Source organism: Bradyrhizobium sp. CCBAU 11430, from assembly GCF_028128855.1.
In the GTDB taxonomy this organism is placed as follows: Bacteria; Pseudomonadota; Alphaproteobacteria; order Rhizobiales; family Xanthobacteraceae; genus Bradyrhizobium; species Bradyrhizobium ottawaense.
This window is the reverse complement of the sequence record NZ_LBJV01000003.1, coordinates 98,622-125,245: the sequence shown is the minus strand read 5'-3', so window position 1 is coordinate 125,245 and position 26,624 is coordinate 98,622. Positions and strand designations below refer to the sequence as shown.

The 26,624-nt window shown below is 66.2% G+C and carries 22 protein-coding genes; 10 read left to right on the top strand and 12 right to left on the bottom strand.

Translation table 11 applies throughout. The annotated features are described in order from the left end of the window. Window positions 1–8: 8 nt before the first annotated feature. From XI04_RS00565 to XI04_RS00530, 8 genes are read right to left on the bottom strand one after another with little or no spacing between them, the layout of a single operon-like run. Window positions 9–728, bottom strand: a complete 720-nt coding sequence (locus tag XI04_RS00565; RefSeq protein WP_212475563.1) for an ABC transporter ATP-binding protein — start codon at window positions 726–728, stop codon at window positions 9–11. Beyond that, window positions 721–1,476 carry an ABC transporter ATP-binding protein gene (locus XI04_RS00560; protein ID WP_095427017.1) on the bottom strand — a complete coding sequence of 252 codons (756 nt, stop codon included), beginning with the start codon at window positions 1,474–1,476 and terminating at the stop codon, window positions 721–723. The genes XI04_RS00565 and XI04_RS00560 overlap by 8 nt, the downstream gene beginning before the upstream one ends. Beyond that, window positions 1,473–2,471, bottom strand: coding sequence for a branched-chain amino acid ABC transporter permease (locus XI04_RS00555; protein WP_038949238.1), 999 nt, complete (start codon window positions 2,469–2,471; stop codon window positions 1,473–1,475). The genes XI04_RS00560 and XI04_RS00555 overlap by 4 nt, the downstream gene beginning before the upstream one ends. Then, entirely contained in the window at window positions 2,468–3,343 is an 876-nt protein-coding gene (locus XI04_RS00550) for a branched-chain amino acid ABC transporter permease (RefSeq protein WP_028142726.1), read from the bottom strand. The genes XI04_RS00555 and XI04_RS00550 overlap by 4 nt, the downstream gene beginning before the upstream one ends. Before the next feature lie 11 nt (window positions 3,344–3,354). After that, complete coding sequence (locus XI04_RS00545; protein WP_038973422.1) at window positions 3,355–4,596, bottom strand: ABC transporter substrate-binding protein; 1,242 nt, start codon at window positions 4,594–4,596, stop codon at window positions 3,355–3,357. A 23-nt stretch (window positions 4,597–4,619) separates the two neighbouring features. After that, window positions 4,620–6,995 (bottom strand): xanthine dehydrogenase family protein molybdopterin-binding subunit, encoded by a 2,376-nt coding sequence (locus XI04_RS00540; protein ID WP_038949241.1) that lies wholly within the window; start codon window positions 6,993–6,995, stop codon window positions 4,620–4,622. Continuing rightward, complete coding sequence (locus tag XI04_RS00535) at window positions 6,992–7,516, bottom strand: (2Fe-2S)-binding protein (protein ID WP_038949242.1); 525 nt, start codon at window positions 7,514–7,516, stop codon at window positions 6,992–6,994. The genes XI04_RS00540 and XI04_RS00535 overlap by 4 nt, the downstream gene beginning before the upstream one ends. Then, on the bottom strand, window positions 7,513–8,373 hold the full coding sequence (locus tag XI04_RS00530; RefSeq protein WP_038949243.1) for an FAD binding domain-containing protein: 861 nt from the start codon (window positions 8,371–8,373) through the stop codon (window positions 7,513–7,515). Before XI04_RS00530 ends, XI04_RS00535 begins: the two co-directional genes overlap by 4 nt. 254 nt (window positions 8,374–8,627) lie before the next feature. On the opposite strand from XI04_RS00530, the gene XI04_RS00525 reads away from it, so the two are divergent. Next, entirely contained in the window at window positions 8,628–9,248 is a 621-nt protein-coding gene (locus XI04_RS00525) for a TetR/AcrR family transcriptional regulator (RefSeq protein WP_161966382.1), read from the top strand. Between the two features lie 167 nt (window positions 9,249–9,415). Here XI04_RS00525 and hutU read toward each other — a convergent pair whose 3' ends face one another. Genes hutU through hutI form a run of 3 tightly spaced genes read right to left on the bottom strand, consistent with a single transcriptional unit; the run spans window position 9,416 to window position 13,869 of the window. Continuing rightward, window positions 9,416–11,086: a urocanate hydratase gene (gene hutU, locus XI04_RS00520; protein WP_271610401.1), complete on the bottom strand. Its 1,671-nt coding sequence runs from the start codon at window positions 11,084–11,086 to the stop codon at window positions 9,416–9,418. Between the two features lie 12 nt (window positions 11,087–11,098). Next, complete coding sequence (gene hutH, locus XI04_RS00515) at window positions 11,099–12,658, bottom strand: histidine ammonia-lyase (RefSeq protein ID WP_271610400.1); 1,560 nt, start codon at window positions 12,656–12,658, stop codon at window positions 11,099–11,101. Further along, window positions 12,655–13,869, bottom strand: coding sequence for an imidazolonepropionase (gene hutI, locus XI04_RS00510; RefSeq protein WP_271610399.1), 1,215 nt, complete (start codon window positions 13,867–13,869; stop codon window positions 12,655–12,657). Before hutI ends, hutH begins: the two co-directional genes overlap by 4 nt. A gap of 84 nt (window positions 13,870–13,953) precedes the next feature. Here hutI and XI04_RS00505 point away from each other — a divergent pair, with 84 nt between their 5' ends. The 6 genes from XI04_RS00505 (at window position 13,954) to XI04_RS00480 (ending at window position 19,941) form a co-directional block, all read left to right on the top strand. Beyond that, the gene (locus tag XI04_RS00505) at window positions 13,954–15,312 is read left to right on the top strand and encodes a formimidoylglutamate deiminase (protein WP_038949249.1); all 1,359 of its coding nucleotides are present in this window, start codon (window positions 13,954–13,956) and stop codon (window positions 15,310–15,312) included. Beyond that, window positions 15,309–16,037, top strand: coding sequence for a histidine utilization repressor (gene hutC, locus XI04_RS00500; protein ID WP_028142736.1), 729 nt, complete (start codon window positions 15,309–15,311; stop codon window positions 16,035–16,037). The genes XI04_RS00505 and hutC overlap by 4 nt, the downstream gene beginning before the upstream one ends. A 105-nt stretch (window positions 16,038–16,142) precedes the next feature. Continuing rightward, window positions 16,143–17,087 carry an ABC transporter substrate-binding protein gene (locus tag XI04_RS00495; RefSeq protein ID WP_028142737.1) on the top strand — a complete coding sequence of 315 codons (945 nt, stop codon included), beginning with the start codon at window positions 16,143–16,145 and terminating at the stop codon, window positions 17,085–17,087. A gap of 73 nt (window positions 17,088–17,160) precedes the next feature. Next, window positions 17,161–17,934 carry an ABC transporter permease gene (locus tag XI04_RS00490; RefSeq protein ID WP_028142738.1) on the top strand — a complete coding sequence of 258 codons (774 nt, stop codon included), beginning with the start codon at window positions 17,161–17,163 and terminating at the stop codon, window positions 17,932–17,934. After that, complete coding sequence (locus tag XI04_RS00485) at window positions 17,931–18,716, top strand: ABC transporter ATP-binding protein (RefSeq protein ID WP_028142739.1); 786 nt, start codon at window positions 17,931–17,933, stop codon at window positions 18,714–18,716. Before XI04_RS00490 ends, XI04_RS00485 begins: the two co-directional genes overlap by 4 nt. Further along, entirely contained in the window at window positions 18,709–19,941 is a 1,233-nt protein-coding gene (locus XI04_RS00480; RefSeq protein WP_271610398.1) for a Zn-dependent hydrolase, read from the top strand. The genes XI04_RS00485 and XI04_RS00480 overlap by 8 nt, the downstream gene beginning before the upstream one ends. 58 nt (window positions 19,942–19,999) lie before the next feature. Here XI04_RS00480 and bamA read toward each other — a convergent pair whose 3' ends face one another. Further along, entirely contained in the window at window positions 20,000–22,513 is a 2,514-nt protein-coding gene (gene bamA, locus XI04_RS00475; RefSeq protein WP_271610397.1) for an outer membrane protein assembly factor BamA, read from the bottom strand. A gap of 505 nt (window positions 22,514–23,018) precedes the next feature. Between bamA and XI04_RS00470 the strand changes: the two genes are divergently transcribed. The 3 genes from XI04_RS00470 to XI04_RS00460 all read left to right on the top strand — a co-directional run bounded on the left by XI04_RS00470 (window position 23,019) and on the right by XI04_RS00460 (window position 26,623). Beyond that, window positions 23,019–23,531 (top strand): hypothetical protein, encoded by a 513-nt coding sequence (locus tag XI04_RS00470; protein ID WP_271623358.1) that lies wholly within the window; start codon window positions 23,019–23,021, stop codon window positions 23,529–23,531. A 417-nt stretch (window positions 23,532–23,948) separates the two neighbouring features. Further along, the gene (locus XI04_RS00465) at window positions 23,949–25,391 is read left to right on the top strand and encodes an efflux transporter outer membrane subunit (RefSeq protein ID WP_271610396.1); all 1,443 of its coding nucleotides are present in this window, start codon (window positions 23,949–23,951) and stop codon (window positions 25,389–25,391) included. After that, complete coding sequence (locus XI04_RS00460) at window positions 25,388–26,623, top strand: efflux RND transporter periplasmic adaptor subunit (protein ID WP_271610395.1); 1,236 nt, start codon at window positions 25,388–25,390, stop codon at window positions 26,621–26,623. Before XI04_RS00465 ends, XI04_RS00460 begins: the two co-directional genes overlap by 4 nt. Window position 26,624: the final 1 nt, after the last annotated feature.

Genomic DNA, 26,624 nt, shown 5'->3' with positions numbered 1-26,624 from the left:
GCTAAACGTCAGACCGCGCAGTAGCGTTCCTGGATGCCCTTGTCCGCGAGCAGCGCCGCCGCGCTGCTCTCATGCACGACCTCGCCCTGGTCGATGATCACGGCGCGGTCGGCCAGCCGCAGCGCCCATTCGACGTTCTGCTCGACCAGCAGCAATGTCTTGCCCTCGTCGCGCAGGCGACGGAACAGCACGCCCATCTCCTCGACGAGGACGGGCATGATGCCCTCCGAGGGCTCGTCCAGCAGGATCATCTTGGGCTTGCCGATCAGTGCGCGCGCGATCGCCAGCATCTGCTGCTCTCCACCGGAGAGCGTCACGCCCTCCTGGTCGAGGCGCTCCTTCAGGCGCGGAAAGGTCGCGGCGATTTCGTCGATCGCGGCCCGCTCCTCGATGCCGCTGCCGGCCGCGACGAGACCGAGCCGGAGGTTCTCGCGCACCGACAGCCCGGGAACGATGCGCCGCTCCTCGGGCACGTAAGCGAGGCCAAGGTGGAAGCGCTGATGGGCGCGCAACGGCAGGAGCTCCATGCCCGCAAAGCGCACGCGGCCGGTCGCCTTCGGCATGAGGCCCATCATGGTTCGCAAGGTCGTGGTCTTGCCGGCGCCGTTGCGACCGACGAGGGCAACCACCTCGCCCTCCTTCACGTGCAGGGAGATGCCGTGGAGGATGTGGCTCGCGCCATACCAGGCGTGGAGATCTTCGATTTCGAGCAGCGCTGTCTCAGCCATAACCTTCACTCTGTCCGAGATAGACCCGGCGGACTTCCGGATTGCTCCTGATCTCGTCCGGCGCGCCGTCCGCGAGCAGGCGGCCGTGGTGCAGCACCACGACGCGCTTGGACAGGCCCAGCACCATCTTCATCTTGTGCTCCACCAGCAGTACCGTGCGCTTGTCGGCGAGCCGTTCCAGCAGCGCGACCATGTCCTTGGTCTCTTCGGGACCCATGCCGGCGGTCGGCTCGTCGAGCAGCAGCAACTCGGGCTCGGAGACCAGCGCGATCGCGATCTCCAGCGCGCGCTGCTGGCCGTGCGAGAGGAACTTTGCAAATTCGCTTCGCCTGCCGAGAAGCCCCACCGCGTCGAGTGCCGCATCGGCACGCGCATGCAATTCGGTCAGCCGCGCGCGATTCCGCCAGATGTCATAGCTCACGGTCAGCGCCTGGGCGGCGACGCGGACGTTCTCGTGCACCGACAGGTCCGGAAAGATGTTGGTGATCTGGTAGGACCGTGAAATGCCCTGGTGCACGAAGCGGTGCTGCGGCAGGCCGTTCAGCTCACGCCCCCGGAAATGCAGCTTGCCGGAGGTCGGCGTCAGTGCACCTGAGAGGATGTTGAAGAACGTGCTCTTGCCGGCACCGTTCGGCCCGATGATCGAGGTGAGCTGCCCCGCCGCAAAGGACAAGGTAATATCCTCGAGCGCGACAAAGCCGCCGAAGCGCTTGCCGATTCCCTCGGCGCGAAGCAGTTCGCCGCTCATCGCCGCGCCTTTCCGATGCGAAGGGCATCCAGCAGCGTGCCCCAGATGCCCTTGGGCAGGAACAGCACGAACAGCACGAAGATCGCGCCGACGAAGATCTGCCAATGCGGCGTCCAGAGCGAGATGACATCCTCCAGGATCAGGAAGCTCGCCGCGCCGACGAAGGGTCCGAAAAAGCTGCGGGCGCCGCCGAGCAGCACCATCATCACGATCATGCCCGAGGTCTGGTAGTGCAGGATGTCGAGCGGCACGATCGACAGATGCAGCGCCAGCATGCAACCGCCGAGCGAGGAGATCGCGCCCGACAGCATGAACACGACCAGCTTGCTGCGCTCTACGTCGTAGCCGCAGGCCCGCGCGCGCTGCTCGTTCTCGCGGATCGCCTCGATGACGGCCCCGAACGGCGAGTTCAGGATGCGCGACTGGAACCACATCGCCAGCGCCGCGAAGGCCATCAGCACGTAATATTTGTTGATGGGGTCGAGGAAATTGACCTGGAGGCCGAACAGGCTGATGCGGTCGACGGTGAAGCCGCGCAGGCCGTTCTCGCCGCCGGTGAAGGAGGACGCCTGGAGCGCGACGTAGTAGACGAGCTGCGCCAAAGCGAGCGTCACCATGGAGAAATAGATGCCGCGGGTGCGCGTCGAGACAATGCCGATCAGGGCCGCCAGGCAGGTGCTGAGACCCACGGCGAGCGCGACCGCGGCAAACCACGGCACGCCATAGCGGCCGATCGCAATGCCGGTAAAGTATGCACCCGCCCCGAAGAACGCGGCCTGCCCGAACGACAACAGCCCGGTGTAGCCGAACAGCAGATTGTAGCCCATCACCACGACACCGTAGATCAGGACGTTGACGGCCAGCGCCTTGGACGGCAGCAGCCAAGGCAATATCGCCAGCACGGCGATGGAGAGCAGCACGCGGTGGTCGAGAAGCCGGCCGAGCCCGCTCGGCGCAGGCTTGGCGAGAGCCTCGCCGCTCGAAGGGTGCGTCACGCCGTCCTCCCTCTCACGCCGAACAGGCCTTGCGGGCGGATCAGCAGCACCACCGCCATCAGCGCGAACATGACGATGGTCGCCATTTCAGGCGCGAACAGCGCCACCAGGCTGATGGAAATGCCGACCATGAGGCCGGCCACGACCGCGCCGACGATCGAGCCGAGACCGCCAATCACCGTGACGACAAAGGCTTCGGCCAGTACCAGCGAGCCCATCTCCGGATTGACGCTGCGCATGGGCCCGGCGAGCACGCCACCCAGCGCGGCGAGACCGACGCCGAGCCCGAAGATCGCAAGCCACACCCGGCCGATGTCGACACCGAGCACCTGCATGATGGTGGGATCGCGCGCACCTGCGCGCACGATCAGGCCGACACGGGTCTTCTCCAGCGTCAGCCAGAGCGCCAGCAGCACCACCGCCACCAGCGCGATGACGAACAGGCGGTAGCGGGGGAAGAAGCCGATGCCGAGATCGAGCACGCCGATCAGCTGCGGCGGGGTCGGAAACGGAATGCCGTCGCTGCCGAACACGATGCGCACGCCCTCGACCAGGACGTAGCTGAGGCCGAAGGTGAGCAGCAGCGGATCGTCGATCGAGCGTCCATACAGCCTGCGGATCAGCACGAACTCGATCAGCATGCCGAAAGCGCCGATCAGGATGGGCGCGAGCAGCAGCCCCCACCAGAAGCTTCCGGTGAGCGAGGCCAGATACAGCCCGGCATAGGCCCCGATCATGAACAGCGCGCCATGGGCGAAATTGACCACCCCGAGCATGCCGAACACGATCGTCAGTCCAAGCGCAGTGATCACCAGGACCGCCCCAAGGGCGATCCCGGAGAGAAGCTGCATGATGATCAGCGACAGGTCCATCGTCACAGGCTTCAGGTGGCGTGGCCGAGCTCGCTGCAGCTGCGCAGCATGTCGTCCGAGCCGGTGTCGTTGGCGAGAATGGCGAACAGATCGTTGTCGCCCGCCATGGCGGACTTCTTCTTGGACTCCAGCACCAGCACCGACTGAACCGACTGATGGTCGCATTTGCGGTAATGCTGCGGCCCCTTGGTCAGATCATATTGCAGCTTCTCGAGCGCATCGACCACCTTATCGGTGTCGGTGCCGCCGGCGGCCTGCATCGCAGCCAGCAACGATCCGACGCCGGAATAGCCATAGGCGCCGTAGTCGGTCGGGATCGCGCCGCCATTGGCAGCCTTGAACGCGGCATTGAAGGCGGCCGCCGACTTGCTCTGCGTCTCCAGGCCCCAATAATAGTTGGCGCCGCCGACGACGCCCTCGAACACGTCGGGGCCGACCGCGAGCCGCTGGTTGTGCAGGATGACGGGGACGACGATCTTCATCTGCTGCTTGACGCCGAAATCCACGGCCTGCTTGATCGCATTGGCCTGGTCGCGGCCGAAATTGGAGATGCAGAGCACGTCCGGCCGCATCGACATCAGGCGCGGCATGAAGGTCGAATAGTCGGCAGCACCGAACGGATGCAGGATCTCGCCGACATTGTCCGCACCGATCGCCGCCTGCGCGCGCTTGAAGCCGCGCAGCATCTCATGGCCATACGCATAATCGGCGACGAGATGGGCGACTTTCATACCCTTCTTCAGCGTCTGCCGCGCCACCGCGGCTGTCGTCATGTGTGGGTTCAGCGCTTCATGGAAGGTGTATTTGCTGAAATCCTTGGCTTCGTTGATGGTGTCCGACTGGCTGATCGAGACGTAGATCACGCCGCGGGCGCGGGTAACCTCGTTGACCGCGAGCTGCACGGCGCTGGAGAGCGCGCCGACCACGGCATGAACCTTGTCCTTCTCGATCAGCTCGAGCGTACGCGTCGCGGCCTCACCGGCGTTGAGCTTGTCGTCGCGCACCAGCAGCTCGACCTTGCGGCCGCCGATGCCGCCCTTGTCGTTGACGAGCTTCACCGCGAGCTCGGCGCATTTGACCTGATCGCGCGCTTCCGCCGCGAACGGGCCGGTCAGCGGCGTCGGAAAGCCGATGCGGATCGTCTCGTCCGCGGCGCGGCCGAGCCGGGGCATGGCAAGTAGCGCCGCGCCGGCCGAGAGGCCGGCGAGTGCGGTACGGCGAGTTATCTTCGACGTCGAACCGGATTTGGGCATGATTTCCTCCAATTGTCTTTTTTCTAGAAACGCTTCAGGGCTTTCAGGACTTTGGCAGGCGTGATCGGGATCGAATTGATCGTGGCACCAAACGGCGCGAGCGCGTCGTTGACCGCATTGAGCACGCAAGCCGACGCCGCCGCCGTGCCGGCCTCGCCGACCCCCTTGGCGCCGAGCTCGGTGTCGGCGGTCGGCGTCTCGACGTGGGCGATGACGATATCGGGCATCTCCATCGGCATCGGCACGAGGTAATCGGCGAGCGAGCCGTTCATGAGCTGACCGGTGTCGCTGTAGCGGCATTCCTCGAACAGCGCAGCACCCAGCCCCTGCACGATGCCGCCGCGGAGCTGTTCGTCGACCAGCATCGGATTGATGACGCGTCCGCAATCCTCGACGATAAAATGCTTCAGGAGCTTGATGAAACCGGTCTCGACATCGACCTCCAGCGAGCAGCCCTGGATGCCGTTGGTGAAGGCAAAGGGATAGCCCTGCGGCGCGAAATGATGGCTCACCGTGAGCTGCGCCTGCGTGCCCGGCGGCAGCGTATCGGAACGGAAATAGGCAATGCGTGCGATCTCGGAGATCGGCATCCGTTGGTTCCGCGTGCCTGCGTCGACGATTTCGCCATCGACGATGTCGAGCGCCGACGGTTGCTCCTGGAGGATCAGCGCGGCGATCTCCAGGATGTTGCGCTTGAGCGCGCGCGTCGCCTGCAGCGCGGTCTCGCCGCCGATGCCGGCGCCGCGGCAGGCCCAGGTCGCCCCGCCATGCGGCGTCACCTCGGTATCCCCGGTGATGACCTTGACGTGCTCCTGGGCAAGGCCGAGCTGGTCGGCCACGATCTGGCTGATGATCGCCTCGGTGCCCTGCCCCTGCTCGGTGACCGAGATCAGGCAGCGGACCTCGCCCGACGGCGTCAGGCTGAGAGTGGCGCCGTCCTGCGAGGAGATGCGCGCGCCGCCAACGCCATAGAACGCAGGGCTGGGATTGGTGATCTCGACGAAGGCGGCGATGCCGATGCCGCGATAGACGCCGCGCTTGCGCAAATCCGCCTGCTCGGCACGCAAGCCGTCGTAGTCCATCATCTCGTGCAGGCGCTTCAGGCACGCCTGATGCGACAGCGCCTCGAAGCGGTAGCCGGTCGGCGAGGTCTGCGGATAGGCATCGTCGGCGATCACGTTCCGCGCGCGGATGGCGAAGGGATCGAGGCCGAGCTTGCCTGCTGCCATGTCGACCAGCCGCTCGGTGACGGCGCAGGCGATGGGATGGCCGACGGCGCGATACTGGCTGGTCTGCACCTTGTTCTGGAAGATCACCTCCAGCGTGGCGCGGTAATTCTTGAAGCGATAGGGCGCGCCGATCAGGCGAATGACCTGGTTGCCCTCGACCACGCTGGTGCGCGGATAGGTCGAGAACGCGCCGATCGCGGTCAGATCCAGCACGTCCATCGCCAGGATCTCGCCCCTGGCATCGAGCGCCATGCGGGCGCGGACGCGGTGGTCGCGCGCGTGGATGTCGGAGACGAAGGACTCCATGCGATCGGCAACGTACTTCACGGGACGGCCGAGCAGGATCGAGAGACCGACCACCGCCATGTCCTCGTGATAGACATGCAGCTTCATCCCGAAGGAGCCGCCGATGTCCGTCGCGATGACGCGGACGCCCGCCTCCGGGATGCCGTAGTGGCGGGAGTAGAGATCCTGGAACTGGTACGGCGTCTGCGTGCCGTGATGCACGGTGAGCGTGCCCGCGGACGGATCGTAATCCGCAACGATGGCACGCGGCTCCAGCGTCACTGCGGTATGGCGGCCGAAGGAGAACTCCTCCTCCACCACATGGGCCGCATGCGCAAAGGCGTCATCGACAGCGCCGTTGTCGAGCTGGCTGCGGAAGCAGGTGTTGTTGGCGCTGCCGGGATTGACCAGCGGACCGCCGGCCTCGCGTGCGCCGTCGATGTCGACGACGACGGGAAGGTCCTCGTAGTCGACCTCGATCAGCTCCAGCGCATCTTCGGCGATCGTCCGGCTCTCGGCAACGACGGCGACCACCGCCTGTCCGGCCCAGACCACGCGATCGAGCGGCAGCGGCAATTGCGGTGCGGAGGTCATGCCCTTGAAATGATCGAGCGTGCCAGTCCAGGGCGTGCAGATCCTGGCGAGATCGGCGCCGGTGGCGACGAGATGCACGCCTTCGATTGCACGCGCCTGCTCGGTCTTGATCGCGACGATCTTCGCATGCGCATGCGGGCTACGCAGGAACGCGGCGAAGAGCATACGCGGCAGACGGAGGTCGCTGACATAACGTCCCCGCCCGGCCAACAGCCGCTTGGCGTTCGGCCGCGGCACGGAACGGCCGATATAGGAGTTGGGCCGATCGAGCGAGGTCAGCGGCGCGCTCATGCTGCGCCTCCGCGTGCGCTGCGCGCTTTGGCCACCGCGTCGATGGCATCGACGATCGCTTCATAGCCGGTGCAGCGGCAGTAATTGCCCGACAGCGCGTCGCGGATCTCGTCGCGGCTCGGCTGCGCCGTCTGCGAGAGCAGCTCGTTGGCGTTGATCAGCATGCCCGGCGTGCAAAAGCCGCATTGCAGCGCATTGCGGCGATGAAATTCGGCCTGGAGATCGGCGAGCAGGCCGCTCTCGCTGAGCCCCTCGATCGTGTCGATCCTGCCGCCATCAGCCTGCACCGCAAACATCAGGCAGGAATGCACGGCGCGGCCGTCGAGCTGCACCAGGCAGGCACCGCAAGCGCCCATCTCGCAGCCGGCATGCGTGCCCGTCAGCTCGAGCCTGTCGCGCAGGCAATCGACCAGCGTCTCGCGCGGCGCGACCTCGCAGGCGACCTTGCGTCCGTTGACGACGAGGCGGACTCGCACCGTCTCGTCCGCCTCGTTCAGCAGGCTGTCGTCGAAGCCGCTCATGCTCCCTCACCGAGACGTCCGAGCAGACGGCCAAGCAATACGCGGGCGAGATGCAGCCGCATCGCCGGCGGCACCTCGTCGCTCTCGGGCGGCGCGAGATCGCCTTCGAGCGCGCCTTGCGCGGAAGCGATGCATGCCGCATCCAGGCTCGCGCCGATCAAAATTGTTTCCGCCCCTTTGGCCCGTGTCGGCGTGTTGCCGACGGAGAAGAAGGAGATGCGGATGTCGTCAATGCGCTCCCCGGTGCAGGTCGCGAGGATGCCGCAACCGACCAGCGCGTAATCCCCGCGCCGCCGCGCCAGCTCGTCGAACGCAAAGCGCTGATCCGCCCTGAACAGCGGAACGTAGATCGCGGTGATCAGCTCGCCGGGCTGTAGCGCCGTCTCGAACAGGTCGATGAAGAAGTCGTCGGCCTTGACGCGCCGGCGGCCTGAGGGCCCGGCGATCTCGATCTCGGCATCCAGCGCCAAGGTCATCGCCGGAAATTCGGAGGCGGGGTCGGCCAGTGCGACGCTGCCGCCGAGCGTGCCGCGGTTGCGGATCGCGGGATGGGCGACGAACGGTGCCGCAGCGTGCAGCAGCGGCGCGAACTCGGCGATCAGCGGCTCGCTCAGCATTTCGCAGTGGCGCGTCAGCGCACCGATGCGCAAGCTGTCACCTTCACGCCTGACGCCGCACAGTTCGTCGATATGCGTAATGTCGATCAGTAGCCGCGGCGCCTGCAGCCGCAGCGACAGCGCCGGCACCAGGCTCTGGCCGCCGGCGATGAAACGCGCATCGTCCCCGGCGCGTGCGTGAGCATCCAGCGCCTGGTCGATCGTCGCAGCCCGAAAATAGCTGAAAGCCCGCGCCTTCACTGCCGTTTCCTCGATATCCATCGGCTCATCAGCCGGGATGCCAGATTTGTAACCATCTGGTCTCAAAATCCTGACACGGCTCCCGAGATCGGTCAACAGGAAATGACCATTTGGTCACAAAAGCACGTTGGGTTATGAAGACAGGGTTACGTTGATTCAGCGACGAGATGGCCCGAAAAGCGCAGAAAACTTTGAGGCGACCGGTCCGCAAGCGGACCGAGACAGGCAGCAAGTCCGCGCCAAAGCGTCGCAACATGCGCGCGGCCGACCGCGAGCGCGCGATCGTGGACGAGGCCATCCGCTTCTTCGCCGAGCGCGGCTTCGAGGGTCAGACCCGCGAGCTCGCCAAGCGCATGGGCATCACGCATTCGGCGATCTACCGCCACTTCCCGAGCAAGGAAGCGCTGATCGAGCGGGTCTACCAGGAGGTCTATCTCAGCCGCTGGTCGCCTGATTGGGGACCGATGATCCGCGACCGTTCGTTGTCACTCGAAGCAAGGCTCACGCGCTTTTATCTCGACTATGTCGAACGCGTGTTCGAATACAATTGGGTACGGATCTTCGTGTTCTCCGGCATGAAGTCATTCGGCATCACCAGCCGCTATCTCGACATCGTCCGCCGCGAGATCATCGAACCGGCGGCGGCCGAACTGCGCCACGAGCTCAAACTGCCCGACTCGAAAGCTCACTCATTGGGTGAGCGCGAGACCGAGCTGTTCTGGGGCCTGCACGGCCGCATCTTCTATCTCGCCATCCGAAAATTCATCTACGAGACGCCGATCCCGCCTGACCTCGACGCCATCGTCCGTGACGCCGTCCAGACCTTCATGGACGGCGCGAAGACGACGATGCCGAGGCTCTTGGTCAGCGGCTGAATCGGCGACGCTGCCCCGAAGCAGGTGCGCTCCCTCTCCCGCTTGCGGGGGAGGGCTGGGGTGGGGGTGCCTCCGCAGAGAGACTCCCTGATTGGAGAGAGCCCCCACCCGGCGCTCCGCGCCGACCTCCCCCGCAAGCGGGAGAGGTTGATCGAGCCCGCGGCTAGCTACTTCGCAAGGCTCGGCAGATCGAGCCCCTTGTCACGGGCGCAGTCGATCGCGGTCTCGTAACCCGCGTCGGCATGGCGCATGACGCCGGTGGCGGGATCGTTCCACAGCACGCGCTCGATGCGCTTGGCCGCTTCCGGCGTGCCGTCGGCCACGATCACCATGCCGGCATGCTGGGAATAGCCGATGCCGACGCCGCCGCCATGATGCAGCGACACCCAGGTCGCGCCACTGGCGCAATTGAGCAGCGCGTTCAGCAGAGGCCAGTCGGACACCGCGTCCGAGCCGTCCTTCATCGCTTCGGTCTCGCGGTTGGGGCTTGCCACCGAGCCGCTGTCGAGATGATCGCGGCCGATCACGATCGGCGCCTTCAATTCGCCACGCGCCACCATCTCGTTGAAGGCAAGGCCGAGGCGATGGCGGTCACCGAGGCCAACCCAGCAGATCCGAGCCGGCAGACCCTGGAACTTGATGCGCTCCCTGGCCATGTCGAGCCAATTGTGCAGATGCTTGTCGTCGGGCATCAGCTCCTTCACCTTGGCGTCGGTCTTGAAGATGTCCTCGGGATCGCCCGAGAGCGCGGCCCAGCGGAACGGCCCGACACCGCGGCAGAACAAGGGACGGATATAGGCGGGAACGAAGCCGGGGAAATCGAAGGCGTTCTTCAGGCCCATGTCCTGCGCCATCTGGCGGATGTTGTTGCCGTAATCGAGCGTCGGAATGCCCTGCGCATGGAAATCCAGCATCGCCTGGACATGCTCGACCATCGACGTCTTCGATGCACGCTCGACGCCCTTCGGATCGGAGCCGCGCTTGGCTTCCCACTCGGCGAGCGTCCAGCCCTTCGGCAAATACCCGTTGATCGGATCATGCGCGCTGGTCTGGTCGGTGACGATGTCGGGCTTGACGCCGCGGCGCACCAGCTCCGGGAAGATCTCCGCGGCATTGCCGAGCAGGCCGACCGAGACTGCCTTCTTCGTCTTGGCGGCCTCTGCCATGATCGCCAGCGCCTCGTCGAGCGTTGCGGCCTGACGATCGAGATAGCCGGTGCGCAGCCGCATCTCGATGCGGCTCGGCTGGCATTCCACCGCGAGCATCGAAGCGCCGGCCATGGTCGCGGCCAGCGGCTGCGCACCGCCCATGCCACCGAGGCCAGCGGTGAGAATCCATTTGCCGGCAAGGCTGCCGCCATAATGGCGCCGGCCGACCTCGACGAAGGTCTCGTAGGTGCCCTGCACGATGCCCTGGCTGCCGATATAGATCCAGGACCCGGCCGTCATCTGGCCGTACATCATCAGGCCCTGGCGATCGAGCTCGTTGAAATGGTCGAGCGTTGCCCAATGCGGCACGATGTTGGAGTTCGCGATCAGCACGCGCGGCGCATCGGCATGGGTGCGGAACACGCCGACCGGCTTGCCGGACTGGACCAGCAGCGTCTGGTCGGCTTCGAGCTTGCGCAAGGCCGCAACGATCCGGTCAAAGCTCTCCCAGTCGCGCGCGGCGCGGCCGATGCCGCCATAGACCACGAGCTCGCTCGGGCGCTCCGCGACATCAGGATCGAGATTGTTCATGAGCATGCGCAGCGGCGCTTCCGTCAGCCAGCTCTTGGCGCTGATGTCGCTGCCGCGGGGCGCACGGATGGTGCGGTCATTGTCCAGTCGGCGGTTCATGCGGGCACCTCTTTAGGCAAGTCGCGGAAATGGGTCAGTTGGAAGCATGGTGAGCGCCACGCTCGGCAGCGCATCGGCCTCGACCAGCGCAGCGGCCTTGGCGAGATCGCCGGCCATGTAGCGGTCCGCACCGAGCGCCGGCACCTGCTCGCGCAATGCGGCGATGACGGCAACGAGCGGCGCGCTGGTCGCATGCGGCGCGCGCAGCGTGATGCCTTGGGCGGCAACCAGGAGCTCGATGCCGAGGATGGCGGCGAGATTGTCGGCCATGTCGCACAGCCGCCGCGCGGCGTGTGCGGCCATCGAGACGTGATCTTCCTGGTTGGCGCTGGTCGGCGTCGAATCGATCGAGCAGGCTGCCGCGCGCTGCTTGTTCTCGGCATAGAGCGCGGCGGCCGTCACCTCGGCGATCATGAAGCCGGAATTGATGCCGGGATCTGGGGTGAGGAACGGCGGCAGGCCGAAATTCAGGGCGGGATCGACCAGCGTCGCAATGCGCCGCTCGCTGATCGCGCCGATTTCCGACAGCGCCAGCGCGAGCGCGTCGGCGGCAAAGGCCACAGGCTCGGCGTGAAAATTGCCGCCGGAAACGATCTCGCCGGTTTCGACCAGCACCAGCGGATTGTCGGTGACGGCGTTGGCTTCGACAATCAATGTGCGCGCGGCCTGCGTGATCAGGTCGAGCGCGGCACCCGCGACCTGCGGCTGGCAGCGCAGGCAATAGGGATCCTGCACGCGCTCGTCGCCTTCGAGATGCGACAGGCGGATGTCGCTGCCATCCAGCAGCGCGATCAGCGTCGCAGCTGCGGCGATCTGCCCGGGATGACCACGCAGCGCCTGGATTTCCGGACGGAACGGCGCCGTCGAGGCCATCGCGGCGTCGACCGACAGCGCACCGGTCACGAGCGCCGCACGGGCCAGTCGAAACGCGCGCAGCACGCCGGCAATAGCGTAGGCGGTCGAGAATTGCGTGCCGTTGATCAGCGCGAGCCCCTCCTTGGGGCCGAGCGTCAACCGCGCGAGGCCGGCCGCGGCGAGCGCTTCACCGCCGGACACGGTTTTCCCGTCGACGATCGCCTGCCCCTCACCGATCATCACCGCCGTCATGTGCGCGAGCGGCGCAAGATCGCCGGAGGCGCCGACCGAGCCCTGCTGCGGCACCAGCGGCGTGACGCCCCGCGCCAGCATGGCCTGCAACTGCTCGATTACCGCGCGGCGCACGCCGGAAGCGCCGCGCCCGAGCGAGACGATCTTCAACGCCATCATCAGCCGCACGATCGGCTCGGGCGTGGCTGGGCCGACGCCGCAGCAATGCGACACGATCAGATTGCGCTGGAGCAGCGCGGTCTGATCGGGCGGAATGCGCTTCGAGGCGAGCTTCCCGAAGCCGGTGTTGATGCCATAGACGGGAGCGTCGGCTTGCGCGGCCCTTGCAACGATTTCGGCTGCCGCCTCGACGCGTGGCCAGAACGACGGATCGAGCACGACGGAAGCGCCTTCCAGCACGCGCGCGAGATCGTCGAGGCTGACCGCTCCCGGCTTGACGACGATCGCGGTGCCCTGCTCCGTCACTGGCCCCTCCACACCCGGCGATGCAGCGGATTGAAGCCGATGCGATAAACAAGCTCGGCTGGACGCTCGATGTCCCAGATCGCGAGGTCGCACCATTTCCCGGCTTCCAGCGTGCCGGTTTCATCGAGCACGCCCAGCGCCCGCGCGCCCTCGCGGGTGATTCCGGCGAGGCATTCGGCGACCGTCATCCGGAACAGGGTCGCGCCCATGTTCATCGTGAGCAGGAGCGAGGTCAGCGGTGAGCTGCCGGGATTGCAATCGGTCGCGAGCGCCATGGAAACGCCGTGGCTGCGGAACGCCTCGACCGGCGGCTTCTGCGTCTCGCGGATGAAGTAGAATGCGCCGGGCAGCAGCACCGCCACCGTGCCGGCCTTCGCCATCGCGGCGGCGCCGGCTTCGTCGGTATGCTCGAGATGATCGGCCGACAGCGCCGAGAATCTTGCAGCGAGCGCAGCACCGCCGAGGTTCGACAGCTGGTCGGCATGAAGCTTGACCGGCAGCCCCAGCTCCCTCGCCGTCTCGAACACCCGCGCAGTCTGCTCCGCCGAGAACGCGATGCCCTCCATGAAGGCATCGACGGCGTCGGCAAGACCGGCCTTCGCAACGGCTGGCAGCATCTCCTTGCAGACGAGATCGATATAGCGATCCTTGTCACCCTCCGCCTCCACCGGCAGGGCATGCGCCCCGAGGAAGGAGGTGCGGATCGCAACCGGCCGCTGGCGACTGATGCTGCGCGCGGCCGCGAGCTGTCGCATCTCGGTCTCGGTGTCGAGGCCGTAGCCCGACTTGACCTCGACCGTGGTTGCGCCCTCGCCGATCAGCGCATCGAGCCGCGGCAACGCACTCGCGACGAGATCGGCCTCGCTCGCCTTGCGGGTCGCCGCCACCGTGGAGACGATGCCGCCGCCGGCGCGCGCGATCTCCTCGTAGCTCGCGCCCTTCAGGCGCAGCTCGAACTCGTGCGCGCGGTTGCCGCCATAGACGAGATGGGTGTGGCAGTCGACGAGGCCGGGCGTGATCCAGCGTCCCTCGCAATCGGTCCGTTCCGCCGCATCGGCATCCGCCGGAAAATCGGCCTGCGCACCGGCATAGACGATACGTCCGCCGCGCGCGGCGATCAGGCCCCGCCCGATCTCGCCGAGATCGGGCCGGTCGGCCCGCATCGTGGCAAGCCGGGCATTGTGCCAGATCCGGTCGAAGCGCTCTGCCATGCAACGGTCCCTTCGCGTGGGATGCTTGACTTATATGTCTAGACATATAATCGTGGGACCGTTCTGTCCAGCCGGCGTGTAATCATGACCCGACTGCATTTCGCCTCCGCGCTCCTGCCCTCGGGCTGGGCCAATGACGTGCAGGTGGTGATCACCGCCGGCGCGATCGCGGCGGTGTCCGCGGGTGTGCAGCCGGCCGCCGGCGACGAGCGCCACGCCATCGCGCTTCCGGGACTTGCGAGCCTGCACAGTCACGCGTTCCAGCGCGGCATGGCGGGCCTTGCTGAGCTGCGCGGCAATTCCACCGACACGTTCTGGACCTGGCGCGAGACGATGTATCGCTTCGCCCTCGCAATGACGCCCGATGACGTCGCCGCCGTTGCGACTCTCCTCTATGTCGAGATGCTCGAACAGGGATTTACCCGCGTCGGCGAATTCCATTATCTGCACCACGATCGCGACGGCTCGCACTATGCCGATCCCGCCGAGACGGCCGCGCGCATCGCGCAGGCAGCCGAAGCCTCCGGCATTGCCCTGACGCTGCTGCCGAGTTTCTATGCGCACGGCTCCTTCGGCGGCGCAGCGCCTCATGACGGCCAACGCCGCTTCATCTGCTCGGTCGATCAGTTCGCGGCATTGATGGCTGCGTCGCGCAAGGCGATCAGCGCATTGCCCGACGCCAATATCGGCATCGCGCCGCACAGCCTGCGCGCGGTGACGCCACACGAGCTTGCGGCGATCATTCCGCTTGCCGACGGCGGGCCGGTGCATATCCACGCCGCAGAGCAGGTGAAGGAAGTCGAGGACTGCCTTGCCTGGTCGGGACGGCGCCCGGTGCAATGGCTGCTGGAGCACGCGCCCCTCGACCGGCGCTGGTGCCTTATCCACGCGACTCACACGACGGACGAGGAAGTCGCCGCGTTCGCGAAGACCGGGGCGGTGGCGGGCCTCTGCCCTGTCACCGAAGCGAGTCTCGGCGATGGCACCTTCCCGGCGCGCGAATTTCTCGGCGCCGGCGGTGCGTTCGGCGTGGGCACTGATTCCAACGTCCTGGTCGGGGTCGCCGACGAATTGCGCCAGCTCGAATATGGCCAGCGGCTGAAGCATCGCGAGCGCAACGTGCTCTCCAGCGGCGCGGGCCGTTCCACCGGTCGCACATTATTCGACCATGCTCTTGCGGGCGGCGCGCAAGCGCTGGCACAGCCGACAGTCGGCCTCGCCGCGGGCGCGCGGGCCGACATCGTCACGCTCGACACGGCGCATCCTTCGCTATCGGGGCGCGCCGGCGACGCAGCCATCGACGGCTGGATCTTTGCCGCGAGCAGTGGCGCGATCGATTGCGTCTGGGCCGGCGGCCACAAGGTCGTCGAAGGCGGCCGGCACAAATTGCGTCAGGGGGCGCGCGAACGCTTCAACGCGACGGTGCGGAGGCTCCTCGCATGAGCCTTGCGACCGATGCCGCCGACAAGCCGACGCTCTATAAGCGCATCCGCGCCGACATCGAGACGCGCATCCTGACCGGCGAATGGCCGCCGGGGCATCGCATTCCGTTCGAGCATGAGCTGGTGGCCCGTTACGGCTGCTCGCGCATGACCGTCAACAAGGCGTTGTCGGAGCTCGCGCAGGCCGATTTGATCGAGCGGCGGCGGCGGGCCGGCTCTTTCGTGCGCCGGCCGCAGCATCAGTCGGCCGTGCTCAAGATCGCCGACATCCGCGCCGAGATCACCGCACTGGGGCGCGGCTACGGCTACGAGTTGATCGGTCGCAAGCTGCGGGCTGCGACTGCCGCCGACCGTGACCGTCTCGGCGTGAAAAAGGCCGGCAAGGTGGTCGCGATTACCTGCCGGCACAGCGCCGACAAAGTGCCTTTTGCGGTCGAGGACAGGCTGATTGATCTGTCCTCGGTGCCGGAGGCCGCAACCGCGGATTTCGCACGCGAACCGCCGGGGTCGTGGCTGCTTCACCATGTCCCGTGGACGGAGGCCGAGCACACCATCAGCGCCATCGTCGCCGACGATCGCACGGCGGATGCGCTCGCGATCGCCGTCGGCGCGCCCTGCCTCGTGATCGACCGCTACACCTGGCGCAGCGCACGCACCATCACTGCCGTGCGCCTGCTCTATCCCGGTGACTCTCACCGCCTTGTCGCGCGATTCAAGGGAGGCTGAGAGGATATGTCGGCACAAATCGTGCAACGCTTCGGGCAACGGTCCATCTGGACCGACAATGATCAACAGGACGTCAATCCATCGATCGGCAAGAGGACGACAATCATGCGTAGTTCGACGATATTTGCGACAATCATTGCTATTTCGGCCTCCACTCCCGTGCTCGCCGACGACGTCAAGGTCGGAATCGGCATCTCCGGGTGGACCGGCTTCGCGCCGCTGACGCTGGCGAAGGAGGCTGGCATCTTCAAGAAGAACGGTCTCGACGTCACCATCAAGAAAATTCCGCAGAAGGACCGCCACCTCGCGATCGCGTCCGGCGACATCCAGTGTGCGGCGACCACGGTCGAGACCTGGATCTCCTGGAACGCCAACGGCGTTGCGACCAAGCAGATCTTCCAGCTCGACAAGAGCTTTGGCGCCGACGGCATGGCCGTGCGCAACGACGTCGCCGCGATCAAGGACCTGAAGGGCAAGACCGTCGCCGCCTCCGCGCCCGGCACCTCGCCTTATTTCGCGCTGGCCTGGATGCTCAAGAAGAACGGCCTCACCGTGAAGGACGTCACCGTCGTCAACCTCGAGCCGGCCGCCGCCGCGCAGGCCTTCGTCTCCGGCCAGAACGATGCGGCGATGACCTATGAGCCTTACCTCTCGACCGTGCGCGCCGCGCCCGACAAGGGCAAGATCATCGCCACCACGCTGGACTATCCGATGGTCATGGACACCTTCGGCTGCACGCCGAAATTCCTGACGGAGAATCCCAAGGCCGCCAAGGCGCTCGCCGACAGCTATTTCGAGGCGCTCGACATGATCGCCAAGGACCAGGCCAAGGCCTACGAGATCATGGGCGCCGACGTGAAGCAGAGCGGCGAGCAATTCGGCAACTCGGCGAAATATCTGCGCTGGCAGGACAAGGCCGCGAACCAGAAGTTCTTCGCCGGCGACTTCCTGACCTTCAACAAGGAGGCTGCCGAGCTGCTGCTCGAGATCGGCATCATCAAGGCCGCACCAAAGGTCGAGGATCTCTTCGACGCCAGCTTCATCAAGTAACTTCTTCTAGCGCTGCCGGTCCCGTCTTGCGGCGGGGCCGGCATTTCTCTTCATCGCCCGGATAGACAGTTTGATGCGTCCCCTGGACCCTGTTACATCGAAGCAGCGCGTGGCCTACGGCCTTGCGTTCTTCGTGGTGTTCGTCGCCCTCTGGTCGTGGGCGACCTTCGGCGGCTATGTGTCGAAGACCTTTCTCGCCAACCCGCTGACCATGGTGCAGGAAGGCTATGACCTCTTGGCCAAGCAGGGGTTTGTGTTCGACATCGGCATGACGATCTGGCGCGTCGTCGGCGGCTTTGCGCTCGCAGCGATCATCGCAGTGCCGCTCGGCGTTCTCATGGGCGCCTACAAGCCGGTCGAAGCCTTCCTCGAACCGTTCGTCTCCTTCGCGCGCTATCTGCCCGCCTCCGCGTTTATTCCGCTTCTGATCCTGTGGGCCGGCATCGGCGAACTGCAGAAGCTCCTCGTCATCTTCATCGGCTCGGTATTCCAGGTCATCCTGATGGTCGCCGTGACCGTCGGCGCAACGCGGCGCGATCTGGTCGAGGCGGCCTATACGTTGGGGGCCCGCGACCGCGGCATCATCCGCCGCGTGCTGCTGCCCTCCTCCGCACCCGAGATCGCAGAGATCCTGCGGCTGGTGCTCGGCTGGGCCTGGACCTATGTCATCGTCGCCGAGCTGATCGGCTCGTCCTCCGGCATCGGTCACATGATCACCGACAGCCAGGCGCTGCTCAACACCGGACAGATCATCTTCGGCATCATCGTGATCGGGCTGATCGGCCTGCTCTCGGACTTCATGTTCAAGGCGTTCAACGCCTGGCTGTTTCCGTGGAGGCTCGCATGACGATCCTCAAGGTCGAACAGGTCTCGCGCACCTTCCCCGCGCGCCACGGCAACGCGCCGACCAGGGCGCTGGAGCCGACCGATCTCGTCATCGGCAACAACGATTTCGTCACCATCCTCGGCCCTTCCGGCTGCGGCAAGTCCACGCTGCTGCGCATCGTCGCGGGCCTCGACCGTCCGACCAGCGGCCGCGTCACGCTCGACGGGCGCGAGGTCACCGGCCCCGGCGCGGATCGGGGCATGGTGTTCCAATCCTACACGCTGTTTCCCTGGCTCACCGTGCGCGAGAACATCGCCTTCGGCCTGCGCGAGCGCGGCGTGTCGCAGGACGAACGCTACAGGATCGCCGACGCCTTCATCCGCCAGGTCGGATTGTCCGGCTTCGAGAATCACTGGCCCAAGCAACTCTCCGGCGGCATGCAGCAGCGCACGGCGATTGCCCGCGCGCTTGCCAACGATCCCAAGATCCTGCTGCTCGACGAGCCCTTCGGCGCGCTGGACAACCAGACCCGCGCATTGATGCAGGAGATGCTGCTCGGGATCTGGGAGCGCGACCAGAAGACCGTGCTGTTCGTGACCCACGACATCGAGGAAGCCATCTTCCTCGGCAGCCGCGTCATCGTCATGAGCGCGCGCCCCGGCCGTATCAAGGCCGAGATCACGGTGGACCTGCCCCATCCGCGCTCCTACAAGATCAAGACCACGCCGGAATTCGTCCAGCTCAAGGAACGGCTGGTCGAGGAGATCCGCACCGAGGCGCTGAAGGTTACTGAGCATGCCTGACACCAAGCCGCGCGCCGATGGCCGGCGCGTCCTCGCCGACCTCAACGCACTCCGTGCCATCGGCACCTACAAGACCGGCGTGCACAAGCCGACCTTCTCCGAGCCGCATAAGGAGTCGCTGGACTGGCTGGTGCAGAAGCTGCCCGGCGCCGGTCTTACCGCTGCGATCGACGGCATCGGCAATGTGTTCGGCACCAGCGCCAAGTCCGGGCCGAAACTGCTGGCCGGCTCGCATCTGGAGAGCCAGAACTACGCCGGCTGGCTCGATGGCCCGCTCGGCGTCGTTTATGCGCTCGAGGCGGCGCGCGTGCTCAATGCCGATCCGACCGTCAAAGGCGCCGTCGAAGTCGTCGCCTGGTGCGACGAGGAAGGGCATTTCGGCAGCTTCCTCGGCTCGCGTTCCTATGTCGGCCAGGTCACTGAAGCCGAGATCGACGCCGCGCGCGACCGCACCAGCGGCCGCACCATGCGCGATGCGCTCGCCGAGATCGGGCTCGCCGGTCGCGCGCGCCTCGGCGTCGAGCCGGGCCGCCACGTCGGATATCTCGAGGCCCATATCGAACAGGGCGACACGCTCGAAAGCGGCAAGCTCGCGATCGGCGTCGTCACCTCCATCGTCGGCATCTGGCAGTACCGTATCAATTTCACCGGTGAACAGAATCACGCCGGGACCACGCGCATGGCCGTGCGCAAGGATGCCGGGCTGGCGCTGGCCAAATTCTGCGTCGCGATCGACCAGCGTTTTCCTGATACCTGCGGTCCGCGCACGGTCTGGACCACCGGGCGCATCACGCTCGATCCCGGCGCGCCGAGCATCATTCCGGGTGGAGCGGAGATGCTGTTCCAGATTCGCGACGACGATCCGGCCGTCATTGCCCGGCTGGAGCAGTTGCTGCGAACAATGGCGGACGAGGCCAGCGCGAACGGTCCCTGCACCGTGACCGTCGAGAAGATTCGCACCGGTGCGCCTGCCATGATGAATCCCCGCTTTCAGGACGCAATCGACGCCGCGAGCAAGGCGCTGGCCGGTGGACGTTCCATCCGCATGCCCAGCGGCGCCGGCCACGACGCGCAGATGCTGGCAACCGTCATGCCCGCCGCCATGCTGTTCGTGCCTTCGATCGGCGGCATCAGCCATCACTGGACCGAGAACACGGCCGATGCCGATATCGTCACCGGCGCGGAGGTGTACGTCGACGCCTGCCGGCGGATTCTTGCGGGCTGACGCCCTTTTTTGGGCATGATCTTTCGGAAAACCGCTCCACACTTTTCCGGATCATGCTCTAGAACGACGTCCCTCCTCCGAACCTGAATTCCTGGACGACGTCATATTTGCCCTTCGTGATCGGCACGGCGTAGTCGAAGCGCAACGGCCCGAACGGGGAGGCCCAGATCAGGCCGACGCCGACCGACGACCGCACCGTGTTGCCGTCGTCATATTGCAATCCGCAGGTCGGGCACGCCTTGGTGTTGACTTCGCCCGTGGCCGACCACGAGGTCGGCCCCTGATAGCCCCAGAGCGATCCGGCGTCGGCATAGACCGCGCCCTTCAGGCCGACCTCCTTCGGCAGGAACCAGAACGGCATCTGCAATTCCGCGGACGCGCCCCAATATTTCGTGCCACCGAGCGCATCGCCGCTGGCGCCGAGGCTCCAGTAGGTGATGTCGCGTGGACCGATACCGTTCGAAGCGAAGCCGCGCACCAGGCTCGGGCCCATCTGGAAGTGATCCAGCATGCGCAGGTCCTGATCGCCGAGCTTGCTGAGGAGGCCGCCCTGGAGATGGATCACGCTGACGATCTCGGAGACGAGCGGCGTGTAGTATTTGGCGTCCAGCGCGGTCTTCAAATAGGTGACGTCGCCGCCGACCCCGGCGAAATCCTGCCGGAAGTCGACCAGCAATCCGTCCGTCGGGTTCTTGGTGTTGTCGAGTGTGTTGTAGCTCAACGTGTAGCCGAGCGCGGAGGTCCAGGTCGCGCCGTTCGCCAGTTCTTTCCGGACCGGCAGGCTCGACTCGCCGTCGCCGTAGCAGCCGTAGCCATAGACCCCCGAGCTCGTGGAGTTGGTCGGGTCGACGCCGCCCAGGACGTTCTGGATGTAGGACGGCGTCGGGTTGTAGGCCAGCGAGGCGTTGGACGCGTTGTTGTTGCAATTGTTGTAGGCGCTGGCGAGCGTGATGCTCTGCTGATAGAGCGAATAGCGGAGCTGGAGCGAAAGGTCCTCGCGCAATGCAAGGCCAATGCGCGGAGAGAAGCCGAGCGTGGTTACGCCGTAGCTCGTATAGCTGTTCGACTTCTGCTGCTTCCAATATGTGTCGAACCCCAGCGCCATCCGGTAGTCGAGCAGATAGGGCTCGACGAAGGACAGCGATATGCCGCGTGAATATTGGCCATAGCTGACTGAGGCCTTGCCGTAGAGACCGCGGCCGAGCAGGTTGCGCTCGGAGATCGAGACTTCGGCGAGTGCTCCGTCGGTGGTGGAGTAGCCGCCCGAGATCGAGAAGTCGCCGGTCGATTTCTCCTCCATGTCGACGATCAGGACCACGCGATCGCTGGAGGAGCCGGGCTCGGTGACGATCTTGACGCTCTTGAAGTAGTCGAGGTTCTTCAGCCGCCGCTCGGCGCGGTCGACCAGCGCGCGGTTGTAGGCATCGCCCTCGGAGAGATCGAATTCGCGGCGGATCACGTAATCGCGCGTGCGGGTGTTGCCGCGCAGGTTGATGCGCTCGATATAGCTCCGCGGGCCTTCGTCGACGTTGAACACAACGGAGACGGTGTGCGCCTCGAAATTGCGGTCGCCGCCGGGCCGGACCACGGCAAAGGCATAGCCGCGGCGCGAGGCCTCGATCTGCATCTCTTCGGTCGACTTCTCGACCAATTCGACGTTGTAGAGCGAGCCGGCACTGACGCGCGAATAGCTGCGGAGCGAGCCCGCGTCGAAATTGGGAATGCCGGAGCGGAAATCGACGGAGCCGATGCGATATTGGGCACCTTCCTCGATCTTGAAGGTGACCAGAAAGCCCTTCTTATCCGGATCGTATTCGGTGAGCGCGGCCACGACCTGGACGTCGGCGAATCCGTTCTTGAGGTAGAAGCGGCGAATCAGGTCGCGGTCGGCCTCGACGCGATCGGGGTCGTAGATGTCGTTGCTGCCGAGGAAGCTGAGCAAATTGCTCTCGCGCGTCTTGATGACGTCGCGCAGGCGGGAGGCCGAGAAGGCGCTGTTGCCGACGAACTCGACCGACTTCACCGAGGTCTTGGCGCCCTCCTCGACCGTGAAGACGAGATCGACACGGTTGTTCGGCTGCTCGATGATTTCAGGGGTGACGCGGACGTCGTAGCGGCCGGAGCGCCGGTAGATTTCGGCAATGCGCAGGGTGTCGGATTGCACCAGCGCGCGCGAGAACGTCCCGCGCGGCTTGGACTGGATTTCCGCCGAGAGCTGCTCGTCCTTGATCTTCTTGTTGCCCTCGAAGGCGATGCGGCCGATCACGGCATTCTCCACCACCGACACCACGATACGGCCGCCCGCCGGGTTGATCTTCACATCCTGAAACAGGCCTGTTCCGATCAGCGCCTTGAGCCCGTCGTCGATGGCGGATTGATCGAGACGCCCGCCGGGGCCCGGCCTGAAGTAGGAGCGGACCGTCTCGGCCTCCACCCGGCGATTGCCTTCGACGACGATCGTCTCCGCCGCCTGCGCGGCCGCCGGCTGCGGCAGCAGTGCAAGCGGAAGCGAACTCGCAATCGATACAGCACTCATCGCCACGGCGATCAGCCAGGTCCGCAAAAACGGCATTCCACACCTCAGCAGCACTTCACATGCCCTGAAGACGGGAGCCCTGTGGCCGCGGTGTGGCTTTGAGATTTCCGCATTGTTTCTACGCGTTGAATTTCGTGCGGGCGGCCGGTCGCGCCGCGGCGTTCATGTCCCGGACAAGCTGCAACGCGCAGCATTGCGGCGCAGCGCCGGGACCCAGGGCAACACGGCGAGACGCGGCGAGATGGGCCCCGGCTCTGCAGCGCACCGCACCGGACGATGCTTCGCATCGCCGGGAGCGCTGCGCTGCAGAGCCGGGGCACGAGAGCGGAGTGCGGCGCCCGGTCTCTCCACCGTCATTGCGATGCTCCAATGCACATCCCAGCGTGCAGTGTCGTAGGGTGGGCAAAGGCGCACAGCGCCGTGCCCACCAATTCAATTGCGGTGCGAGAATGGTGGGCACGCTGCGCTTTGTCGAGTTTGTGGCACGCAGCTCAGCTCGCAAACACACCTTCGCGGCCTCGCGGCGGATTTCGCCCGAGCTTTGCTTCAACTCTCCACCCTCAAATCCAAGAGGGCGCAGGGAAGGCCGGGTGCCAGCTCGCACCCGCGGTCCGCTGCGCGAAATGCACACGCAGAAAGAACCGCACAGCAGCATACGGGGGGGGGGGGGGGGGGGGGGGGGGGGGGGGGGGGGGGGGGGGGGGGGGGGGGGGGGGGGGGGGGGGGGGGGGGGGGGGGGGGGGGGGGGGGGGGGGGGGGGGGGGGGGGGGGGGGGGGGGGGGGGGGGGGGGGGGGGGGGGGGGGAAGCTTGACCGTAGCAACGACGGCCAGGACCACACGGTTTTGCCGTACGCGTTCAGCGTCGCTCGTCTGCACGCGGTTTCGGACTCACAGGGACGACCCGCCCTGCCCGCTACCATCTCGTGCCGACGCTGCCGCGTCCACCGCAACCCGGCTCGCGAAACGTGACGACGCGCGATCGCCCCTCAAGGTCAAGCCGGGATGGGCGACACATACGCCGAAACCGAATTTCGGTAAAGTGGAATATTTTTAGCGGAGCGGATTGACACGCGGCGACACAGGCACGGTCGCGTAACCCGGATGGAGCGCTAGCGGAATCCGGGACGGTGCAAAATGCCGGGCGAGCAGTCCCGGATTTACGCTTTCGCTTCATCCGGGCTGCGGGACATCACCGCTTCGGCAGCGCCGAGACGTCCTGCAATACCTGTTTACATTCAGCAACATTCCGGCTGCCGAAAGGCCACGATCGGCCGGCTAGTGGCGGCTGCCTCGTCCTGCCCCTGAGGGCCATGAGCTCCCTCCGAGCCGAGGTCAGTGGATTTCAGCCGATTTGATGCCGTCGTACTCGTTCGCCGCAAGTCCCCTGCCAACGGCCAAGGAGACGCATCGTCCGAAGCCCGCCCCGTTGCGCAGCCCCATGTCGCGCGCCGGATCAGCCTGCGTTGCGCTGATGCTGGGCAGCGCCCTGGCCGGCTGCGCGGTCGGCCCGGATTATGCCCGCCCGCCCAAGCTCGCCTTGCCCTCGCACTGGAGCACCAACACCGCCCCGCATCGGGACGCCGGCAAGCTCGACCGCTGGTGGCTGCGCTTGCGCGATCCCCTGCTCAGCCGGCTGATCGAGGAGGCCGTCGAAGCAAACCCTGATGTCGCGAAGGCGAAAGCGGTCGTGCGCGAGGCGCGCGCCACGCTGCAACAGACGACGGCAGGCCTGTTTCCGTCCGTGAGCGGCACGGCCTCGGTGACCAGCAACAAGTCCAGTGCCGGCTCCTCGTCCGTCCTCGTCGACAGTGCGCCCTACTCACTTCACCAGGCAAGCTTCGATTCGAGCTGGGAGCTCGACCTGTTCGGCGGCACGCAGCGGAGCATCCAGGCCGCGGCGCATGGTGCGCAATCCGCCGAGGAGGATCTACGCGACAGCCTCGTCACGCTGATCGGCGACGTCGCCGCCTATTACGTCGAGGCGCGCGGCTATCAGGCCCGGATCGCGCTGGCGCAGCGGACCGCGGTCTCGCAGCGCGACACCGAAAAGCTCACGCGCAGCAAATACGAGGCCGGCAGCGGCAACGCCGTCGATCTCGCCAAGGCCACCGCGCAGGCCGCAAGCACGGAAGCCAACGTTCCGACCTATCAGGCGGCGCTTGCGGCCGACGTTCACCGGCTCGGAATCCTGCTCGGGCGGCCGCCCGGCGGCGTCGCCTCGTCGATGGCGCAGTCCGCGCCCGTGCCGGCGCCGCGTATGCCGCTTCCCATGGGACTGCCCGCCGATCTCCTCATGAGCCGCCCCGATGTTGCCAGTGCCGAGCGCAAGCTGGCGCAGGCGACCGCCAAGATCGGCGCCGCGGAGGCCGACCGCTATCCGGCGGTGTCGTTGACCGGCTCGGTCGGCACCTCTGCGCTGCGGGCCGGCGATCTCGCCAAATATTCGAGCGTCAGCTGGTCGGTCGGCCCCTCGATCACCGTACCGGTGTTCGACGCGGGCAAGCGCCTGGCCACGGTCAGGATTGCGGAGGCGCAACGCGACCAGGCCTTCGCCACGTTCCATTCGACCCTGCTCACCGCGCTCGAGGACGTCGAGAATGCCCTGGTCTCGTTGTCGCGCGAACGCGTGCGCGCCACCAAGCTGACGGAGGCGGCCAGGAACTACCGCGAAGCCGCACGGCTGTCGCGATCGCTGTTCGAGACCGGCAGCGCCAGCTTCATCGACGTGCTGGACGCCGAACGATCGCTTTATTCGGCCGAGGATACGCTGATCCAGAGCAAGGTGTCGGCGGCCAAGGATTACATCGCGCTGGCAAAGGCGCTCGGCGGCGGCTGGTCCGATCCGGTCGACGTGTCGACCCCTGTTATCGTGGACACCAACACGGGACCTCACTTCCGGGAGGCGCAGAAGTGACCGAGATCATCACCGCCAGACGCCTGAAGATCGCCGCAGCGATTGTTGCCGTCGTGGCAACCGGCGTGGTCGCGGCCACGCGCTTTCCGGGGACGTCGAGCAAGGCGCAGTCCTACATCACGGCGCCGGTCACCGTCAGCGATTTGCGCGAGGAGGTGCTCGCCAGCGGCACGCTGAAGCCGGCGCGGCTGACCGCGGTCGGCGCGCAGGTGTCAGGCCGGATCACCGCCCTCAACGTCCGCGTCGGCGACACGGTGAAGGCCGGCGACGTCATCGCCCAGATCGATCCCGTCACCAGGCAGAACGATCTGCGCAGCTCCGAGGCGTCGCTGAAGAACTATCGGGCGCAGAAGATCGAGAAGGAGGCCGCGCTGGTGCTGGCCGAGGCCAATCTCGCGCGCCAGCAGGCGACCCTGGCGCAACGCGCGACGTCGCGCAGCGACTTCGACACCGCGGATTCGACCGTGCGGCAGACCCGCGCCCAGATTGCCGCCCTCGAAGCCCTGATCGTGGGGGCGGAAGCCAGCGTCGAGACGTCACGCGTGAACCTAGAATACACCCGCATCACCGCGCCGATCGACGGCACGGTCCTCGCCACCGTGGTGCAGGAGGGACAGACGGTCAACGCGGTGCAGTCCGCACCGACCATCGTCGTGCTCGGCCAACTCGCGACGATGACGGTGCGGGCGGAGATCTCCGAGGCCGACATCGTCAAGGTCAGACCGGGGCAATCGCTCTACTTCACCATCCTCGGCGACCAGGACCATCGCTATGAGGCCCGGCTCGAGCAGATCGAGCCGGCGCCCGAATCGATCAAGAACGACGCCAGCTTCTCCTCGACCACCACCAGCTCGACCTCGAGCACGAGCTCGTCGAGCTCGACCAGCACGGCGATCTACTACATCGGCGTCTTCAACGTGCCGAACAAGGAGCTCTCGCTGCGGACCTACATGACCGCGGAGGTGCACATCGTCACCGGCGAGGCCAAGCGCGTGAAGGTGATCCCGGCGCTCGCGGTGATGCGAAAGTCCGACGGCCGCAGCACGGTGCGCACGCTCGCCGCGTCCGGTGACATCCGCGAGCGCGAGGTCAAGACCGGCCTCAACGATCGCACCACTGTCGAGATCAAGTCCGGCCTCGACGAGGGCGAACGTGTCGTGACCGGCGAGGCGAACGAGCAGACCGCATCACGCGGCATGCCCGGCGGCCCGCCGGGAGGGGCAGGTCCCTGAC

Coding starts and splice junctions, on each gene's coding strand:
- XI04_RS00565 (WP_212475563.1), bottom strand. CDS start 728: ATGGCTGAGACAGCGCTGCTCGAAATCGAAGATCTCCACGCCTGGTAT.
- XI04_RS00560 (WP_095427017.1), bottom strand. CDS start 1,476: ATGAGCGGCGAACTGCTTCGCGCCGAGGGAATCGGCAAGCGCTTCGGC.
- XI04_RS00550 (WP_028142726.1), bottom strand. CDS start 3,343: ATGGACCTGTCGCTGATCATCATGCAGCTTCTCTCCGGGATCGCCCTT.
- XI04_RS00545 (WP_038973422.1), bottom strand. CDS start 4,596: ATGCCCAAATCCGGTTCGACGTCGAAGATAACTCGCCGTACCGCACTC.
- XI04_RS00540 (WP_038949241.1), bottom strand. CDS start 6,995: ATGAGCGCGCCGCTGACCTCGCTCGATCGGCCCAACTCCTATATCGGC.
- XI04_RS00535 (WP_038949242.1), bottom strand. CDS start 7,516: ATGAGCGGCTTCGACGACAGCCTGCTGAACGAGGCGGACGAGACGGTG.
- XI04_RS00525 (WP_161966382.1), top strand. CDS start 8,628: ATGCGCGCGGCCGACCGCGAGCGCGCGATCGTGGACGAGGCCATCCGC.
- hutU (WP_271610401.1), bottom strand. CDS start 11,086: ATGAACCGCCGACTGGACAATGACCGCACCATCCGTGCGCCCCGCGGC.
- hutI (WP_271610399.1), bottom strand. CDS start 13,869: ATGGCAGAGCGCTTCGACCGGATCTGGCACAATGCCCGGCTTGCCACG.
- XI04_RS00505 (WP_038949249.1), top strand. CDS start 13,954: ATGACCCGACTGCATTTCGCCTCCGCGCTCCTGCCCTCGGGCTGGGCC.
- hutC (WP_028142736.1), top strand. CDS start 15,309: ATGAGCCTTGCGACCGATGCCGCCGACAAGCCGACGCTCTATAAGCGC.
- XI04_RS00495 (WP_028142737.1), top strand. CDS start 16,143: ATGCGTAGTTCGACGATATTTGCGACAATCATTGCTATTTCGGCCTCC.
- XI04_RS00490 (WP_028142738.1), top strand. CDS start 17,161: ATGCGTCCCCTGGACCCTGTTACATCGAAGCAGCGCGTGGCCTACGGC.
- XI04_RS00485 (WP_028142739.1), top strand. CDS start 17,931: ATGACGATCCTCAAGGTCGAACAGGTCTCGCGCACCTTCCCCGCGCGC.
- XI04_RS00480 (WP_271610398.1), top strand. CDS start 18,709: ATGCCTGACACCAAGCCGCGCGCCGATGGCCGGCGCGTCCTCGCCGAC.
- bamA (WP_271610397.1), bottom strand. CDS start 22,513: ATGCCGTTTTTGCGGACCTGGCTGATCGCCGTGGCGATGAGTGCTGTA.
- XI04_RS00465 (WP_271610396.1), top strand. CDS start 23,949: ATGCTGGGCAGCGCCCTGGCCGGCTGCGCGGTCGGCCCGGATTATGCC.